The sequence below is a fragment of the Vibrio gazogenes genome, from assembly GCF_023920225.1.
In the GTDB taxonomy this organism is placed as follows: domain Bacteria; phylum Pseudomonadota; class Gammaproteobacteria; order Enterobacterales; family Vibrionaceae; genus Vibrio; species Vibrio gazogenes.
This window is the reverse complement of sequence record NZ_CP092587.1, coordinates 2,349,294-2,365,726: the sequence shown is the minus strand read 5'-3', so window position 1 is coordinate 2,365,726 and position 16,433 is coordinate 2,349,294. Positions and strand designations below refer to the sequence as shown.

General features: G+C 46.2%; 14 protein-coding genes. 8 read left to right on the top strand and 6 right to left on the bottom strand.

All coding sequences use genetic code 11. The features are described from left to right. The first annotated feature begins 14 nt into the window (after nt 1-14). The 5 genes from rbsK to MKS89_RS10430 all read left to right on the top strand — a co-directional run bounded on the left by rbsK (nt 15) and on the right by MKS89_RS10430 (nt 5,300). Nucleotides 15-1,244 (top strand): ribokinase, encoded by a 1,230-nt coding sequence (gene rbsK, locus MKS89_RS10450; RefSeq protein ID WP_072956789.1) that lies wholly within the window; start codon nt 15-17, stop codon nt 1,242-1,244. Between the two features lie 49 nt (nt 1,245-1,293). Further along, a complete protein-coding gene (locus tag MKS89_RS10445) occupies nt 1,294-2,223 on the top strand; it encodes a dihydrodipicolinate synthase family protein (RefSeq protein ID WP_072956791.1) in 930 nt (309 codons plus the stop codon). 68 nt (nt 2,224-2,291) lie between these two features. Continuing rightward, nucleotides 2,292-3,245: a tripartite tricarboxylate transporter substrate binding protein gene (locus MKS89_RS10440; RefSeq protein ID WP_072956794.1), complete on the top strand. Its 954-nt coding sequence runs from the start codon at nt 2,292-2,294 to the stop codon at nt 3,243-3,245. 121 nt (nt 3,246-3,366) lie between these two features. After that, a complete protein-coding gene (locus MKS89_RS10435) occupies nt 3,367-3,804 on the top strand; it encodes a tripartite tricarboxylate transporter TctB family protein (protein ID WP_072956796.1) in 438 nt (145 codons plus the stop codon). A gap of 8 nt (nt 3,805-3,812) precedes the next feature. Beyond that, nucleotides 3,813-5,300 (top strand): tripartite tricarboxylate transporter permease, encoded by a 1,488-nt coding sequence (locus tag MKS89_RS10430; RefSeq protein WP_072956799.1) that lies wholly within the window; start codon nt 3,813-3,815, stop codon nt 5,298-5,300. 187 nt (nt 5,301-5,487) lie between these two features. On the opposite strand, the gene MKS89_RS10425 is transcribed toward MKS89_RS10430, so the two are convergent. Further along, nucleotides 5,488-6,519, bottom strand: coding sequence for an asparaginase (locus tag MKS89_RS10425; RefSeq protein ID WP_021018828.1), 1,032 nt, complete (start codon nt 6,517-6,519; stop codon nt 5,488-5,490). 888 nt (nt 6,520-7,407) lie between these two features. On the opposite strand from MKS89_RS10425, the gene MKS89_RS10420 reads away from it, so the two are divergent. Continuing rightward, nucleotides 7,408-8,613 carry an N-acetyltransferase DgcN family protein gene (locus tag MKS89_RS10420; RefSeq protein ID WP_072956801.1) on the top strand — a complete coding sequence of 402 codons (1,206 nt, stop codon included), beginning with the start codon at nt 7,408-7,410 and terminating at the stop codon, nt 8,611-8,613. Further along, on the top strand, nt 8,610-9,749 hold the full coding sequence (locus tag MKS89_RS10415; protein ID WP_072956803.1) for an alanine/ornithine racemase family PLP-dependent enzyme: 1,140 nt from the start codon (nt 8,610-8,612) through the stop codon (nt 9,747-9,749). The genes MKS89_RS10420 and MKS89_RS10415 overlap by 4 nt, the downstream gene beginning before the upstream one ends. A 113-nt stretch (nt 9,750-9,862) precedes the next feature. On the opposite strand, the gene MKS89_RS10410 is transcribed toward MKS89_RS10415, so the two are convergent. The 5 genes from MKS89_RS10410 to MKS89_RS10390 all read right to left on the bottom strand — a co-directional run bounded on the left by MKS89_RS10410 (nt 9,863) and on the right by MKS89_RS10390 (nt 14,886). Continuing rightward, the gene (locus tag MKS89_RS10410; RefSeq protein ID WP_083571250.1) at nt 9,863-10,792 is read right to left on the bottom strand and encodes an isoaspartyl peptidase/L-asparaginase family protein; all 930 of its coding nucleotides are present in this window, start codon (nt 10,790-10,792) and stop codon (nt 9,863-9,865) included. Between the two features lie 8 nt (nt 10,793-10,800). Further along, nucleotides 10,801-11,535 carry an amino acid ABC transporter ATP-binding protein gene (locus MKS89_RS10405; RefSeq protein ID WP_021018834.1) on the bottom strand — a complete coding sequence of 245 codons (735 nt, stop codon included), beginning with the start codon at nt 11,533-11,535 and terminating at the stop codon, nt 10,801-10,803. Between the two features lie 24 nt (nt 11,536-11,559). After that, complete coding sequence (locus MKS89_RS10400; protein WP_072956808.1) at nt 11,560-12,645, bottom strand: amino acid ABC transporter permease; 1,086 nt, start codon at nt 12,643-12,645, stop codon at nt 11,560-11,562. 2 nt (nt 12,646-12,647) lie between these two features. Beyond that, entirely contained in the window at nt 12,648-13,799 is a 1,152-nt protein-coding gene (locus MKS89_RS10395; protein ID WP_072956809.1) for an amino acid ABC transporter permease, read from the bottom strand. Nucleotides 13,800-13,863: 64 nt separating this feature from the next. Beyond that, nucleotides 13,864-14,886 carry an amino acid ABC transporter substrate-binding protein gene (locus MKS89_RS10390; protein WP_072956812.1) on the bottom strand — a complete coding sequence of 341 codons (1,023 nt, stop codon included), beginning with the start codon at nt 14,884-14,886 and terminating at the stop codon, nt 13,864-13,866. Nucleotides 14,887-15,051: 165 nt separating this feature from the next. Between MKS89_RS10390 and MKS89_RS10385 the strand changes: the two genes are divergently transcribed. Next, entirely contained in the window at nt 15,052-15,951 is a 900-nt protein-coding gene (locus MKS89_RS10385; protein ID WP_072956815.1) for a LysR family transcriptional regulator, read from the top strand. Nucleotides 15,952-16,433: the final 482 nt, after the last annotated feature.

The following is a 16,433-nucleotide window of genomic DNA, read 5'->3' as shown; positions in this document are numbered from 1 at the left end:
CGAGGGTGAGTCATATGTACAAAGAACTACGCCAAGAAAGGATCATTCAACTGTTGCGCCAACAAGGGCAGGCAACCGTTGAATTTTTGTCTTTACATCTTGGGGTAACGAAAGAAACGATTCGGACGGATTTGTCTAAACTTCAGCAAGATGGGGTACTGATACGACACCATGGTGGTGCATCGTTGAAAAAACATCTGCTCCAGAACGAATTGCAACAAGATAAAAGTTTGGATATTAGCCATTTGATGCGCACTCATCACCGTAATCGTACTGTGAATTCGCAGCGAGCTTTATCAGCAGAAATGATCGGTAAGGTCTGTGTTTTTGGGGCGTTTAATGTCGATATCGTTGCCCGGGTTGACCGCTTCCCTAAAAACGGAGAAACGCTGGTGGCTGAAAATACGACATTCGGACCGGGTGGTAAAGGGGCGAATCAAGCCATCGCAGCACATGCGGCAGGGGCCCGGGTTCATTTTGCGACCAAGGTTGGCAAAGATCAGTTCAGCCAGTTTGCCAAGAATCATTTCGATGCCTGTGGGATGGAGTCTTTTTCAATCTATGAAACGGATCAGGCGGCAACGGGGAGTGCGGTGATTTATGTCAATGATGCCGGGGAAAACTTCATTGCGATTTGTCCGGGAGCAAATTTGCTGGTTACGGATGAAGAAGTTGCGGAATTGATTCCGTATTTAACCGAATCAAAGGTGCTGTTAGTTCAGTTAGAAAATAATTTTGATGCCATTGACGGGGTGATGAAGCTGGCGAAAGGATTGAATGTCACAGTGATTCTGAATCCTGCCCCTTATTTACCCCAAGTTGATCGGTTTTTTGCGAATACAGACATTATTACGCCCAATGAGACGGAAGCTTCGCAAATATCCGGCGTGGAAATTACCGATGTGGAATCCGCGAAACAGGCGGCCCGGATTATTCATGAACGCGGGGTGCAGAACATCATTATTACCATGGGTAAGCAAGGTGTGGTGCTTTTTGATGGCCAACAGTGCTCTCATATCCCGTCGTACAGTGCTGTCGTCGTCGATACGACCGGAGCCGGTGATGCATTTAATGGTGCGTTGGCTGCCGCGCTGGCGAAGGGGAAAAGCCTGACACAGGCAGCCTATTACGCGACCGCTTTTGCCTCTTTGTCTGTCGAGAGAGAAGGCGCTGCGAATATGCCGAATAATGCGCTAGTTGAGGCGCGAATGCTTCAGCAGCAAGTCACAGTTATCGCTATTTAGCGAATCAACTGAATGTTTTTAGGACATAGATGTTTTTAGGACACAGAAGATGAACAAGATTGAAGGCATTGTACCGGTAATGTTGACACCATTTACCGACCAAAACGAAATTGATTACAAAGGGTTAGGGACGTTAATTGACTGGTACATTGCAAATGGTGCCGATGCGCTCTTTGCCGTCTGTCAGTCCAGTGAGATGCTATTTTTGTCGCTTGAAGAACGGGTGGCGTTATCTCGGTTTGTGGTGGAGCACACCAACGGACGGATTCCGGTGATTTCTTCCGGTCACATTTCACCTGACATTGATGATCAAATTACTGAGCTGACAGCGATGGCTGCAACGGGGATCGATGCTTTGGTTTTAGTCACCAATCGTCTCGACCCGGACAACCAAGGCACAGAGGCTTTCTTGAATCATCTGAATACGTTGATGGATGCCATTCCTGCGGATATGCCATTGGGATTATACGAATGTCCGGCACCTTATCGACGCTTGTTAACCGATGAAGAGATTCAATTCTGTGCAGATTCCGGCCGCTTTGTTGTACTGAAAGATGTGAGTTGTGATCTGGAAACGGTGAAACGCCGGGTTCAGTTAACCAAAACATCACCGCTGGCCATTATTAATGCCAATGCAGCGATTGCTTATGAAGCGATGCAGCATGGTTCGAAAGGCTTCAGTGGTGTCTTTACTAATTTCCATCCGGATCTGTATCACTGGCTTTATCACAATGCCTCTCAGGCTCCTGAATTTGCCCAACAGCTCTCGTGGTTCCTTTCATTGAGCGCCGTGACTGAAACACTGGGTTATCCGAAAAATGCCAAAGTTTTTCATCAGCGCCTCGGCACATTCAGTTCAGTGCACAGCCGTGTGACCGATGACGATGTGTTAGAGAAATATTGGGGCTTAAGTGTCATCCTCGATCAAATCGCGGCATCAGCGCAAGCATATCGGACGACGATAAAAACATTCGATTAAGTCGCCTATAGAGCGACTTTTACCTGAACCTTACCTGAACCAATAAATAATATGACAGGAGCGCCAACATGAAACATCCCCTACAACTCAGTCTGATTACCGCAGCGCTATTGGCTTCAACCAGTGCCATGGCAGCGTGGCCGGAGAAACCCATTAAAATTATCGTTCCATGGGGGGCCGGTGGTAACACCGATACCGTCGCCCGTTTAGTTGCAGAAGGGTTGCAAGAGCAACTCGGTGTCAATGTCAACGTCGTGAACCGCACGGGTGGTGCTGGTGTTGTCGGGCATGATGCGATGGCCAAGGCGAAACCTGACGGTTACACACTGGGTGTTGCAACGGTTGAAATCGCCATGATGCACCATCAAGGGATGACCGATCTGAACTATCAGAACTATACACCGATCACCCGATTAGCCGTGAACTTGGGGGGGATTCAGGTTGCAACCAGTTCCCAATTTAAAGATGTGAATCAATTGACGGATTACATCAAGCAACATCCGGGTAAATTGAAAGCCTCCGGCAGCGGGCTGAATTCAGGTTGGCATTTGAATCTGATTGGGATGCTCGATGCGATGGGCGTTCCGACTGACTCCGTTACCTATGTGCCTTCTGAAGGTTCAAGTTCTGCGTTGATGGAACTGGTATCCGGTGGGATCGACTTTACGACCTCTTCTCCGGGAGAAGCGAAAAGTATGGTCGAAGCCGGTATGGTCAAAAACTTAGCCACAATGGCTGAAACAAATACCGGGCTGTACAAAGATATTCCGGTCTTCCAGCAGGCTACACCGTATAAATATAGTTTCTCAACGTGGAATGCTTTAGTGACACCGGCCGGCATTCCTCACGAGGTTCAGGAAAAACTCATTGCCACGATGAAAGCCGTATTTAAAGAAGGAAAACTCCAGAACTTTGCGACTAAGCAAGGGTTTGAAGTGTACCCATTGTACGGTGATGATTTAGGGAAGTTTATGAAATCAGAAGATGAGAAATACGGAAAACTCATTAATAAGCTGAAGTAACTATAGTTGAAGTAATCATAGTTGAAGTAACCATAGGGGCGGAGGCTGCGGTTTCCGCCCGGACATTTAGCCTGTTGTGATGTGTAATCAATATAGGCTCTCAGAAAAACGTAGGTATCTTATGCGTTCATTACCTCTTTCCCAATTTATTCTTGGGGTTTTTTCACTGCTTATACTCATTACCAGTATCCATCAATATGGTGGTATCGGTGCTTACGGCGCGGGATATATGCCAACCATTCTCAGTGCTTTTTTGTTACTGTTTACCGTACTGGATGCCGTAATTCACCTGCGCCAGCGACCGGAAAAATTACAGCTGACGGCTGTTGAAGTTCGCGCGTTACTGCTGATTATCGTATCAATTGGATTATTTACCTTTTTAATTTCTTATCTGGGTTTTCTGATTTGTGCGACAGGGTTGTTGTTTGGCCTGATGAGTTTACGTAACCCTCAGAAAATATTCATGAATATGGTCTTTTCGGTTTTGTCAGCAGGGGTTATTTATTATGTTTTTGGGCATATCCTGATGGTCGCATTGCCTGAAGGTTTCTGGTCATAGGAGTGAATATGTCTGTTTTAGTCGAAGCATTTCAGTATATCGATATGAGCGCGATTCTGGCGGTGATAGCTGCCGGGTTGTTCGGCCTTATCGTTGGATCAATTCCGGGACTGACCGCTACCATGGCAGTGGCGCTGATGGTGCCATTTACTTTCTTCATGGATCCGATTCCGGCACTGGCGCTGATGATTTCTATCGGAGCATCATCCATTTATGCCGGTGATATTCCGGGAGCATTGCTGAGAATCCCCGGGACGCCAGCTTCAGCCGCTTATGTTGCAGACTCAAATGAGCTGGTGAAACAGGGTAAATTAAATCGAGTGCTCGGTATTGGTCTCACCAGTTCGGTTATTGGTGGTGTCATCGGTGCTCTTATCCTGATGTTCGCAGCACCGGCTTTGGCACGGTTCGCATTAAAATTTAGCTCTTATGAATATACGTGGCTCTCGCTGCTGGGGCTGACCTGTGCCACATTAGTGGTGGGCAATCAACCTGTCAAAGGCATGATGACGTTATGTTTTGGTTTGCTCCTTGCCTGTGTCGGTTACGATCAGATTACTGGTGTGCCACGCTTTACGTTCGGGCAGGTGAGTATGTTGCAGGGGATTAGCTTCATTCCTGCGATGATCGGCCTGTTTGCCATTTCCGGAGCGATTGAATACTACGCTGATCGGATTGTCAGTAAAAAACAAGATGTGATCCCGACTCAGTCGAGTTTTAATCTGTTTAAGGGCATTCCGAAAACGATGTGGCGCTATAAGTTGAATATTGGTCGTAGCAGCATCTTGGGAACGCTGATTGGCGCGTTGCCGGGAGCCGGCGCTGATATTGCGGCATGGATCGCTTATGCACTGTCACAGAAGTTTTCCAAAAACCCGGAGAAGTACGGTAAAGGCTCTGAAGAAGCCATTATTGATGCGTCATCGAGTAATAATGCGAGCTTAGCCGGTAGCTGGATTCCATCGCTGGTATTTGGTATTCCGGGTGATTCCGCAGCCGCGATTATTATCGGTGTCTTGTATATGAAGGATATGAACCCCGGGCCGACACTGTTTTTGTTCCATCCGGAGAAACTTTATGCGGTATTTATACTGTTTTTCATTGCGAATTTGATGCTGCTCCCATTAGCGACCATTGTGGTTAACTTTATCAAGCGTGTGATATTTATTGATAAAGCGATTTTGTATCCGATTATTATTATTTTCAGCACCGTCGGTTCTTTTGCGATTAATAACTCGTTATCTTCAATTGTCGTGATGCTAGGTATGGGTGTTGTCGGGTATTTGCTTCAACGTGCACAGTATCCAATTTCTCCAATTATCTTGGGGATGATTCTGGGGCCGATGCTAGAGAAAAATTTGCTTTCGTCACTGATTAAATCAGATGGGAATCCGCTGGCTTTCGTTGAGCGCCCGGTTTCAATGGTACTCGCGACTTGCTTTGCTGTAGTGGTATTAATTCAAATTCGCTCGATCCTGAAATCTTTCAGGCAATAGCAAGATGAAATGAATTAATCGTAGTTATCAGCCTGTGGGCTGATTGCTGCGATTGATAGGCCTTTCGAACAAAGAAAAATGCCACTGATTGACCCAGTGGCATTTTTTGTGTGACAAAAAGGGTAAATGAAACTCATCCGTTTACCCAAATTTTTATACTATATCAATCAAAGGCTTGCTGTGATTTTTAGAGTTTTGCAAAGTATTTGCGAATCTCATCGACAGATTCACCTTTTGCTAAAGCTAATTCTAAAATAACTTTTGATTTCTGTGGGTTATAAAACCCCGAACCGATCGCATTCTCATGTGTTGAGACATAACCGGTATAAACACGACTTGCCACGACAACAGGAATCCCTTTTTTCATTGCATCCTTAATCGCATCTTGAATCCAGCTTGGTGTTGAACCATCCCCCGTACCTGCGATGACAATTCCTTTCGCCCCATTTTTAATCGCGGCTTTCATCAGTGAATCATCCTGATCCTGATAGCTATACAAAATATCGACCTTTGGCAGTTCTTTTACATTGGAGATGTCAAAATGTGGTTTTTCCATCGGTTGCGTGTTTTTGTAATAAAAGTATGGCTGCCCACTGATAAAGCCACCGAGATAACCCGCTTCCGGTGCTTGGAATGTTTCTACGGCGTGAGTATTGGTTTTTGTGACATAGTAGGCCGGGCTAATCCGGTCATTCATGGCAACCATGGTGCCGCGACCATTTGCTTCATCAACACTGGCAAGTTTGACAGCATCATATAAATTCATCGCGCCATCAGCACTAATGGCTGTTGCCGGTCTCATCGCGCCAACGACGACGACTGGTTTTTTACTGTTCACCGTCAGATCTAAGAAGAAAGCCGTTTCTTCTAATGTATCGGTACCATGAGTCACAACAACGCCATGCGTTGTATCTTTGGCTAAATCTGCATTGATCGTTTTCGCCATATTCAAGAGCGTCTTTTTATCAATGTCAGGAGACCCAACGTTAGCGATTTGGACGCCACTCACATCTGCAAACCCTTTTAACTCTGGTACTGCGTGGATCAGTTTATCTACCCCTAAACTCCCTGCTTTATAGTCGGTACTGTCCACATTCGAAGCGGATGCTCCTGCAATGGTTCCGCCTGTGGCGTAGATTGTTACATGAGGTAAATTGTCAGCATAACTAGAGATGCTGGTCAGTAACATGATTGCCGAAACCAAATATCTTTTTTTCATTACAAAGTCCTTTTAATAGAAAATACTGCACGATCAATACAGCATAATTCATGCCGTTAAAATCCAGTGTTTTTCGCAACTAAAAGGGCTTTTTTGGGTTACTTCGGTGCAATCGGTTACATTTTGCACCAAATGATAACAAGTTTATTTATTTCAATGTATTGTATATATTCCATGTCAAATGATATGAATCCACCTGTGCCAGATCTGGCTGACTTATTTATATGAAATTAGTGGAATTTGTATTTCATCATATGAATGCTGTATATGATGATCTTTTTGCGCTGAATCCTGCTTGATATAATGACTCAAACCACTGGGCTGATAAAGAAATGCCCTGTGATTTGATTCACAGGGCTTGGGCACCCAAGAGCAGCAGTTTCAGCAATGGCTTGAAAATGAATTCTTAGGGGCTGTTGACCTTTCGTGGTTGAATTTTGTTCAATCTGAACGGGTATTGATCGCGGCGCGGGGCATGCCGCTTACTATCCTAAGCAAATGACCCGTAACAAAGAGCAAGACACGTTCAGATGAACCCTCTGGGCAGCATTTGTCGCTCATTTATCCAGCGTTAGGTCATGGTTCATGTAGATCGCTACACTTCACATGACCTGCCTTGACTAAATGCACGACAAATTGCTGCAAAAACCATCACGAAAGGTCAACAGCCCCTAGCGTGTGTGCCTTCATGTTGAGGAACATGACACGCTCCCGCATCGAGGCAGAAAAGTCATGCAAGGATTATTGCAAAAATATCCAACATGAATCAGCTAGGTGTGATACTGTGCTAGCCCTCCCTTCTGCTTAGTAGGGACCACTTTTCTTTTCCAGACGCATGTCTCGGCATTCCTTAGTTGCCCCCTAAGCCTCATTAGTCAGGCTTTAATTATGTCAATTTCAACTAAAAAATTAACAAATGTCTTTGAATTAAACAGAACTGAAGAAACAGATATCGACCATCATTCAATATTCTCGACACCTTGGACACCACTTTGTCACCAAGTCCGTTCGATGACGCCCACTGCAATTATTTATTGTGAAGGTAACTTTGGCAAAGTTGACGGAAAGACCGCCAATGGCTTGGTCAGATATTCTCACAACTATCGTATTTTATCGGTTATCGATAGTGAGTTGGCCAGTTTAGATACCGGTGAGGTCCTTGATGGTCAGAAAAATAATATTCCGCTTGTAGCGAATATGGAAGAAGCCCTTATTCATGCGGAAACTGTTCCTGATTACTTTATTTTTGGAATAGCGCCATCACAGGGTTTATTTTCCGATGGAGAAAAGCAAATTATTCTCAACGCCATCTCGCTCAACATGAATATTGTGAATGGCGTACATGAATTTTTAAATGACGATCCTATCTTTCGTGAAGCCAGCCTAAAAAATAATGTGCATATTCTTGATATTCGCAAACCCAAAAACAAAAAAGACCTGCAATTATTTAGCGGAAAAATACATAGTGTGAAGTGCCCAAGAATTGCAGTCATGGGGACAGACTGCGCATTGGGGAAACGAACGACCGCGACCATATTGGCCAATGAGTTAAGCAATAAAGGCCTCAATGTCGTGATGATAGCCACGGGGCAAACGGGCATTATACAAGGCGCACCTTATTGTGTGGCATTAGACGCGGTGCCTTCCCAGTTCTGTGCCGGTGAATTAGAAGCGGTCATTGTGAAAGCCTATGAAGTCGAGAACCCTGACATCATCATCATTGAAGGACAGGGAGCATTGAGTCATCCTGCATTTTCTACCAGTTCTTTTATCTTGCGCGGCAGTTGCCCAACCAGTGTTATTTTACAGCATGCTCCTAAACGGAGGTATCATGTGGATTTCCCAGATATGCCAATCTCTTCTGCTGCCGTTGAAATTAACCTGATAGAGTCGTTCTCAAATACCACCGTGATCGGGTTAACACTAAATCATGAAGACATGTCTGCGGATGAAATTATTTCCGAAATAAGTGCCTACTCGGCTGAGCTTGGCCTACCTGTGACTGATCCCTTATCTCAACCGAAAGAACAGCTGTTGCAAATGGTATTATCGACCTATCCTTGGCTGGAAAAGAAAATGGCAGAGCAAAGGTGAGTTACCCCAAGCTAGACATTGATTGTTTTAAAATTCATCACAATGCCCAGCTTATTATTGAACAACTCGCTTTAAAAAATGTTTCAGTTACCCCAGTCACAAAGTCTTGTTTGGGTCACCCGATCATTGCTCGCGTTCTTATTGATGCTGGTGCAAGTATGCTGGCCGATTCCAGAGTCGAAAACATACAAAGAATGGTACAAGGCGGAATTACAGTGCCGAAAATGTTAATCCGTACGCCAATGTTGAGCCAAATTGCAGATGTTGTCGCGTATTGTGATATCACTCTGAATACTGAATTCCAAGTGATTCAGCAGCTTTCTCGTGTGGCAAAGCAGTTAAATATCAAGCATGGTGTCATTATCATGGTTGAACTTGGGGATTTGAGAGAAGGTATTATGCCGAATGACGTCATCGGCTTTATACGAAAGGTCATTCTTTTACCCAATATTATTATCAAAGGTATCGGCGCGAATTTTTCGTGTCGCTATGGTGTCGCTCCTGATGATAAAAACATGCAGCTTCTTTCTGATCTCGCTGATGGAATCGAAGCGACATTCGGCATCACCCTTGACATTATTTCAGCCGGAAATTCCTCTTCAATTAATTGGGTGCTGGATCATCAAGGTGGCACCCGTGTAAATAACTTACGAGTCGGGGAAGCCATTTTTCTCGGTTGTGTGCCTGTCGAACAAAATCAGATCGTCGGGTTATACACAGATGCCATCACATTAACTGCCGAGGTCATCGAAGCCAAAATTAAACCGTCGTTGCCATGGGGGCATCGAGGTGCGAATGCGTTTGGCGAAAAAGAAAACCTTCACGACCGGGGCATCGTTTCACAGGCAATTCTCGCGTTGGGGCGTCAGGACGTTTGTATCACCGGGCTTCACCCTCCCGATGATATGAACATCGTCTCGTCGAGCAGCGATCATTTGATTCTTGAAACGTCTAAAACATCTTTAATCGTCGGAAAGAACGTCCAATTCGGACTCGATTACAGTGCGGTTTTGTCAGCGATGTCTTCAAGCTCAGTGCATAAAGCGTTTCATCATGACTACAAAATAAATGGGTCAAGAGGAACGATTGCTCTGGGCTCAGCATCACAGGACATTGGTCCGTTGGCGCAGCACTAACCGCAAAGCGAAGCTCTGGGGAATGGGCATTTCTCGAATCAATCGACGTCAGATGAGGGACCTCTGACGTCGATTACATGGTTTTGATTTGGACGTTGTACTGTAGTTGATTGCTATTGGTAAATCTTCGACTGTGCAGGTTGGTTCGAGCCTCCCCAGCCCCGGTACATACCTTCGGTGTTGAATGGGAGGGCAATGTTCCCTTGGTTATCGACCGCAATCACGCCCCCGGTGCCGCCAGTGCTGAGCAGGTCTTTAAACACAACATGGTTGGTTGCTTGCTCTAAGCTTTCGTGTGCCAGTGCCATACGAGATGAAATATTGTGGGCGACCACATGTTTCAGGAAATGCTCGCCATGGCCTGTCGCTGATACTGCGCAAGTTTGGTTGTTGGCATAAGTCCCAGCACCAATGACGGGTGAATCGCCAATTCGACCATATTGCTTGTTCGTGATACCGCCGGTTGACGTTGCAGCAGCCAGATTGCCGTGTTTATCAAGCGCAACCGCACCGACAGTACCGAATTTGTAGTCGTTCTGCGTTGGTTCGAGAATGACTTCTTGCGCTTTCAGTGCCGACTGAAGTTGTTGATAGCGCATCTCGGTAGAGAAGTAAGTATTGTTTACTTCGACTAAACCAATATCGCGAACAAACTGCTCTGCGCCTTCACCGCCCAAATAGACATGAGGGGAGTTATCCATCACCGCACGGGCGACATTAATCGGATTCGGGCTGTAACGTATGCCTGATACCGCGCCGGCATCAAGTGTTTTGCCGCACATGATCGACGCATCGAGTTCATGTTTACCGGCGTGATTGAATACCGCACCTTTGCCGGCGTTAAACCACTCGCAATCTTCCAGCATATTGACTGCAATTTGCACGACATCCAGTGCATTTGCACCGTCTTTCAGGCTTGCTAAACCGTCTTCGATGATGTTTTTTAATACAGTTGTAATTTCTAATTCTTGTTCAGGGGTTAGCTTCCCCTTAGACATTGCACCTGCGCCGCCGTGAATGGCGATAGAATATTCGTTTAACATAGACATCCTTAGTGGTGGATCAACTGATTAAGAAACTCGCGCGTACGAGGTGATTTGGGCGCAGAGAAGAATGCTTCAGGGTTGTTTTCTTCAACGATCTGCCCCTGGTCCATAAAGATGACCCGGTCAGCGACTTTGCGCGCAAAGCCCATTTCATGTGTCACGCACAGCATGGTCATTCCTTCGCTGGCAAGATCGGTCATGACATCAAGCACTTCAGCGATCATTTCCGGGTCGAGCGCGGAGGTTGGTTCATCAAACAGCATGATTTCAGGATTCATACAAAGTGCGCGGGCAATCGCGACACGTTGCTGCTGTCCTCCGGAGAGTTGGCTTGGATATTTGTTCGCTTGCTCGACGATTTTGACTTTTTTCAGCAAACTTAATGCTTTATCAATCGCAACCGACTCTTTCGTACCTAAGTTTGCAGTCTGCGGTAATACACAGTTTTCCAGAACGGTCAGGTGAGGAAACAGGTTGAACGATTGAAAACACATTCCGACTTGCTTGCGCAGTTCGATCAGGTCTTTGGGGGTGTCACTGACGACCTGACCGAAAACATTGAGCGCACCGGATTGGTGTTTTTCCAACTGGTTGATACAACGGATCAGCGTTGATTTCCCTGAACCAGAAGGGCCGCAGATAACGATACGCTCACCTTTTTTCACGCTGAGATTAATATCGCGTAGCGCATGATATGAGTCGTACCACTTATTTAAATTTTTGGTGCTGATGACTTCCATGTAGGGACTTCTCCTAAAGGGGCATTATTTTAAGCGGCGTTCTAAATGAGTCGCGTATTGAGACAGTGAAAAACAGCAGATAAAGAAAAAGACAGCCAGAAATGCGTACATTTCATTTTCTAATCCGACCCATTTCGCATTGGAGAGGGTACTGGATGCCACGCCGACAATGTCTAACACACCGACGATCATCACCAGCGTGGTCTCTTTTAAAATACCGACGAATTGATTGAGCAACGATGGAATCGAGTTTTTCAACACTTGCGGCAGAATGATTTGCCCCATCATTCTCCAGTAACTGAAACCAAGTGCCTGAGCTGCTTCAAACTGCCCTTGAGGAATCGACTGAAGCCCGCCGCGAATCGTCTCTGCCATATATGCCGCAGTGAACAGCACCAGAACAGCGACAACCCGCAGCAACACATCGAACTGTTGACCCGGTGGCAAGAACAACTGAATCATGAGCGAAGCCATAAACAGCAAGGTGATGACAGGAACAGAGCGTACCAATTCGATATAAGCCACACTGAGCCAATGGATCACCGGACGTTTCGAGCGACGTCCCAAAGCGAGTAAGATGCCAAGCGGAAGGGCGAACACCATGCCGAAAATAGCCAAAAACAGTGTCAGCATCATACCGGCGAACTTGGTGGTCGAGATTGTCTCTAAACCGAACATTCCGCCTTTAAGCAACATCCACATGGCAAACGGCAGCACCGCGATATAACAAAGCATCACGAGTTTATTGAAACGCTTGATGTACAGCATCGGTATTGCGATTGCCGCCAAACCAAAGGCAACATCGACGCGCCATTGTTGAGCCTCGGGATACATGCCGTAGGTGAATAGCTCGATCCGGTTTACCACGGGGAGCCAGCAGGCACCGCCAGAGACACAGTCCGCTTGGGATGTTCCGACAAACGTGGCATCAAAAATAAACCAATTCAGCAGGGTCGGGACCAGCCACACCACAAACAGTAAGCCGATAACGGTTAGACAAGTATTGAATACTGAAGAGAACAAGTTTTGATGACACCATGCTTTCCATCCGGCTTTCATCTCAATGGCCGGGCGAGGTTCAATATATGCCATGGTCGTTTTACTTTGCATGTTTATTTCCTCCCTACCGCAACGTGTGAGTTGTACCAGTTCATCAATAAGCTGGTTACCAGACTGAATACACAATATGTTCCCATGACAATGAGAATGCACTCAATGGCCTGACCGGTATTGTTTAAGGTGGTACCGCCGGTAGAAGACACCAGTTCCATGAAGCCGATGACGACCCCCAATGATGAGTTCTTAATGATGTTCAGGTAGACACTGGTGATTTGAGGCACCATCGGATAAATGGCCTGTGGAACAATCAACTGCCACATAATGGCTGAATCATTAAATCCAAGTGCTTTGCCTGCTTCATGCTGACCTTTGGCGACTGACTGAATACAACCGCGGACAATTTCCGCAATGTAACTCGCACTGTAAACAGAGAGCGCAATCCACAACGCGACCAGCTCTGGAATCACGATCATGCCGCCTTGGAAATTAAATCCGGTCAGCTTGGGTGTGCTGTAATCGAAGTTGCCCGAGAGCAAAGTCACGAGCACCACCAACAAGGGTAATGACACGATGATAGCGAGTAGCCGAGGCCACAACACTGGGGTAAATCCGACCCACTGAACTTTTTTGATCACCATTTTGCGATAACAAAAGGCGACACAACATGAGACCAGCAGCGCGAGAAACACATATCCTCCCCAGCCAGAGAATGATAAGTGAGGAATCGCCAAGCCACGGTTAGAAAGGTAGATATTATCGCCGAGCTGAATACTGTTACGAACCGCCGGCAAGCTTAGAAATATGGCATACCACCAAACGAGCTGAACCACGAGAGGCACGTTACGGATCAATTCTACGTATGAACGGCATAGGCGATTGACCACCCAGTTATTCGATACGCGACCAACCCCGATAATAAAGCCAATCACCGTCGCCAGAATGATGCTTAAAAATGACACAAGCAGTGTGTTGGCGACCCCGACATAGTAGGCCGTTAAGTAAGTATCATTTTGGCTGTAATCAATCAGGCTAAACGAGATGTCGTAACCTGCACGCTCATCGAGAAAGTCGAAGCCAGTGGTAATGCCGAGTTTGGCAATATTTTCAGCAGCATTGGTACCTAAGTACCAAAATAAGAGCGTTACCGTGATTAAGAGCAGGGCTTGCTGGCCCCAATCTATCAGGGTTCCTTTGGTCAATTTCATGTGTAATTCCAACCTGTCCATGACGTGTCAGCCCACGAAACCGCAGGCTGGCTGTTAAAGAGAATTAACGGAAAGGAGGGGAGTACATTAAGCCGCCATTTGTGTACAGCGCATTCGCACCACGTTCAAATTTCAGGGGTGAATTGACACCGACATGGCGTGCAAAAATTTCACCGTAATTTCCTGTTGCTTGAATCGCTTTCAGTGCCCAATCTTGTTTGAGGCCTAAATCTGTACCAAGGCTACCTTCCGTACCGAGCAGGCGTTTAACCACAGATTTTGGCGATGACTTCGCCAGCTTGGCAGCATTTTGTTGCGTGACATTTAACTCTTCTGCTTCGATAAGCGCGTTACCGACCATGGTGACGATGTCGCGCCATTCGTCATCGCCTTGTTTGACGTAAGGCCCCAGTGGTTCTTTGGAAATAACTTCAGGGAGAATGACATGTTTGTTTGGATCTTTAAATAGGGTACGGCGTGCTGCCAGACCGGTGATATCGTTGGTGAGTGCATCACAACGGCCTTTTTGGTATGCCGCGTAAAGCTCTTCGGTCTTCTCAAATACAACGGAACGATAAGTCAGCCCTCGAGCGCTGAAGTAGTCTGCAAGATTATGCTCAGACGTGGTCCCGGGGGACAGACAAAACGTTGCGCCATTCAGCTCCGCCGCTGATTTGATACCGAGGGATTTACGAGTCATGAAACCTTGACCGTCGTAAAACCAGACAGTGGTGAAGTCAGCGCCCAGTTTGGCATCACGAGAAACGGTCCAGGTTGTCGAACGAGAAAGGATATCAATTTCGCCGGAAGCCAGCGATGTGAAGCGGTTTTTCGACGTTGTGGTAATGTATTCAACTTTTTCCGGGTCACCGAGTACAGCCGCAGCGACCGCACGGCAGTAATCCACATCCATGCCTGACCATTTACCTTGGTCATTGATGTATGAAAAGCCCATTTTGTCGCTTGAAACACCACACTTTAGTGTGCCACGGTGAATAATATCGTCTTTAAGATTTGCATAACTACTCGCTGAAAAACCAACTGATAATAACCCGTATGCAATGACTGCTATTGACCTTAGTCTCATAATAAATCCTTTTATTTATTACATTTTTATGGGTTTTTAATCAAAAACCCCTTTCCTTTGATGACAATTTATGCGTTTATCTATGTTGATGGGAAGCATTTGATGTCTTGTATTTTGCATGACTTATGCAAAATTTCGATAATGTAAGGATAGAGGGTTTGAAGGATGAATGTTCGCTGGCTGAAAGACTTTATTACGTTGGCAGATTGCCAAAAATTTTCACTGGCAGCTCAGCTAAATGCATCTTCTCAAGCCGCGTTCAGTCGCAGAATTCAGCAACTAGAACAACATCTTCGTGTTGAGCTGTTTGATCGAAGCCGAACGCCGGTCAAGTTAACGCCCGAAGGAAAGCGGCTTTATCCCATTGCCGCAGAAATGGTTCAAATGGCAGAGCGTTGTGAAGAGATGGTTGCGAATAAGCCGAACCCGATGGTATTTGCATCTCTGCATACTTTGGCTTGTAACTTTTTTCCGCAGTGGTTTACGCAAATATTGAGCCACATGACGACACCGCTGGTCAGTAGCATCGATTCCGGTGTGCGTTCGGTGACGGGGTACCAAGCAGCATTGCAATCTCAAAGAGCGGATTGTTTATTGTTTTATCAAAGTGGCCAAGCGGCACGCTATTTTGAGTCTGATGAGTTTGAAGTTTTAAAACTGGCGGATGATGCGTTGGTCTGGGTTTGTGGGGCTTTGTTTTCCCTCGACTCGTTAGAAGAAGCATCGATTCCACATTTGACTTATGCACCGTCTTCTCAGCTTTTAGAGTTGTCTTTGCCGCTCTTTAACGCCACCCCTCAAGCGAAAAAACTCTCGGTTGTTTTCCAATCGACCATTTCCGAATCTCTGTTGCCGATGGCGATACACGGCAACGGCGTGGCTTGCATTCCGTATTCTGTGGCCCGGGAATACATCGATGACGGCCGACTGATACACATTTGGCCGGAATATAGTGCACCGCTGGAAATTGTGCTCGTCCGACTGGCCGATTCTAAAAGCCCGCATCCTTATATCAACGAGTTATTTGAACATGCCAGAACGATTGCCGGGCAAGGTGGGAAATGAGGGGAATGTGATTAACCAAGGGCAAAAATCAGGACGATTTTTGAAGCTTTTCTGAGCAAGGGACTGCGCATAAAAGCTGCCCCGAGTAGTGCCCGAAAATCAACAGGCCTTTTTGGACACCTTTGCGGCCAAGGCAAAAGTGTCTGGGGCGCAAGCATCGAATCGTGGAGAAATCGATAAGCCCAATACGCACGATATCATTCCTCTCCAGCATAGCTACTCAAACCATTTGATCAGAACTAAAAAGCGAACTCACACGCAAAAGTGAGTAACCACTATGTCACCCAAAGTATCAATCCTTCCGATACACCACAAAATTCAGCAATCAGCCAATCGCCATAAACCCCCACAGCGATTATGCTTTACAAGCACCGACAAAACCGGTGCCGGGATTTAGGACTTCCGACAATTTACATGTGGCACAAAAGAGTCAGCGATTGCTGATGTATGTATTTAATCACCAGAATGGTAAAGCCATGTGG

Coding starts and splice junctions, on each gene's coding strand:
- MKS89_RS10420 (WP_072956801.1), top strand. CDS start 7,408: ATGTCAATTTCAACTAAAAAATTAACAAATGTCTTTGAATTAAACAGA.
- MKS89_RS10400 (WP_072956808.1), bottom strand. CDS start 12,645: ATGCAAAGTAAAACGACCATGGCATATATTGAACCTCGCCCGGCCATT.
- MKS89_RS10445 (WP_072956791.1), top strand. CDS start 1,294: ATGAACAAGATTGAAGGCATTGTACCGGTAATGTTGACACCATTTACC.
- MKS89_RS10390 (WP_072956812.1), bottom strand. CDS start 14,886: ATGAGACTAAGGTCAATAGCAGTCATTGCATACGGGTTATTATCAGTT.
- MKS89_RS10430 (WP_072956799.1), top strand. CDS start 3,813: ATGTCTGTTTTAGTCGAAGCATTTCAGTATATCGATATGAGCGCGATT.
- MKS89_RS10395 (WP_072956809.1), bottom strand. CDS start 13,799: ATGAAATTGACCAAAGGAACCCTGATAGATTGGGGCCAGCAAGCCCTG.
- MKS89_RS10385 (WP_072956815.1), top strand. CDS start 15,052: ATGAATGTTCGCTGGCTGAAAGACTTTATTACGTTGGCAGATTGCCAA.
- MKS89_RS10405 (WP_021018834.1), bottom strand. CDS start 11,535: ATGGAAGTCATCAGCACCAAAAATTTAAATAAGTGGTACGACTCATAT.
- rbsK (WP_072956789.1), top strand. CDS start 15: ATGTACAAAGAACTACGCCAAGAAAGGATCATTCAACTGTTGCGCCAA.
- MKS89_RS10440 (WP_072956794.1), top strand. CDS start 2,292: ATGAAACATCCCCTACAACTCAGTCTGATTACCGCAGCGCTATTGGCT.
- MKS89_RS10435 (WP_072956796.1), top strand. CDS start 3,367: ATGCGTTCATTACCTCTTTCCCAATTTATTCTTGGGGTTTTTTCACTG.
- MKS89_RS10410 (WP_083571250.1), bottom strand. CDS start 10,792: ATGTTAAACGAATATTCTATCGCCATTCACGGCGGCGCAGGTGCAATG.
- MKS89_RS10425 (WP_021018828.1), bottom strand. CDS start 6,519: ATGAAAAAAAGATATTTGGTTTCGGCAATCATGTTACTGACCAGCATC.